This window comes from Plantactinospora sp. ZYX-F-223 (assembly GCF_039649625.1).
Lineage (GTDB): Bacteria > Actinomycetota > Actinomycetes > Mycobacteriales > Micromonosporaceae > Plantactinospora.
In genome coordinates this window covers 1-454 of record NZ_JBDJAV010000200.1, presented here as the reverse complement: position 1 = coordinate 454, position 454 = coordinate 1, and the positions used below count along the sequence as shown (strand labels likewise).

Sequence of the window (454 nt, the reverse complement as noted above, 5' to 3'; positions counted from 1 at the left end):
ACACAACGTCGGATGCCGAACTGGCGCGTTCACTGGAGGGCGGGTTCGTCAGCAGCCACGCCGAGGTCAACGGCGTCCGCCTGCACTATGTGGCGGGCGGCCGTGGCGAGCCGCTGATCCTGCTGGGTGGCTGGCCGCAGACCTGGTGGGAGTTCCACAAGATCATGCCAGCCCTCGCGGAACATCGTCGGGTCATCGCCGTCGACCTGCGGGGCATGGGCGGCTCGGACAAGCCCGCGGGCGGGTACGACAAGAAGACCATGGCCGGTGACATTCTCGCGCTCGCGCGCCATCTCGGCTACGACACGGTGGACATCGTCGGACACGACATCGGCGGCATGGTCGCCTACGCCTTCGCGGCCAACCATCCGGCGAGCACACGACGGATCGCGCTCCTGGACATCGCCCACCCTGACGAGCGGTTCTACAACTACTCACTCCTGCCCGTGCCCGG

At 67.6% G+C, this 454-nt stretch carries 1 protein-coding gene; it reads left to right on the top strand.

Annotated elements, in window-relative coordinates; genetic code table 11:
• Positions 1–454 (top strand): alpha/beta fold hydrolase (locus AAH979_RS43165; RefSeq protein WP_346263903.1); only part of this gene is annotated, 454 nt, incomplete at both ends.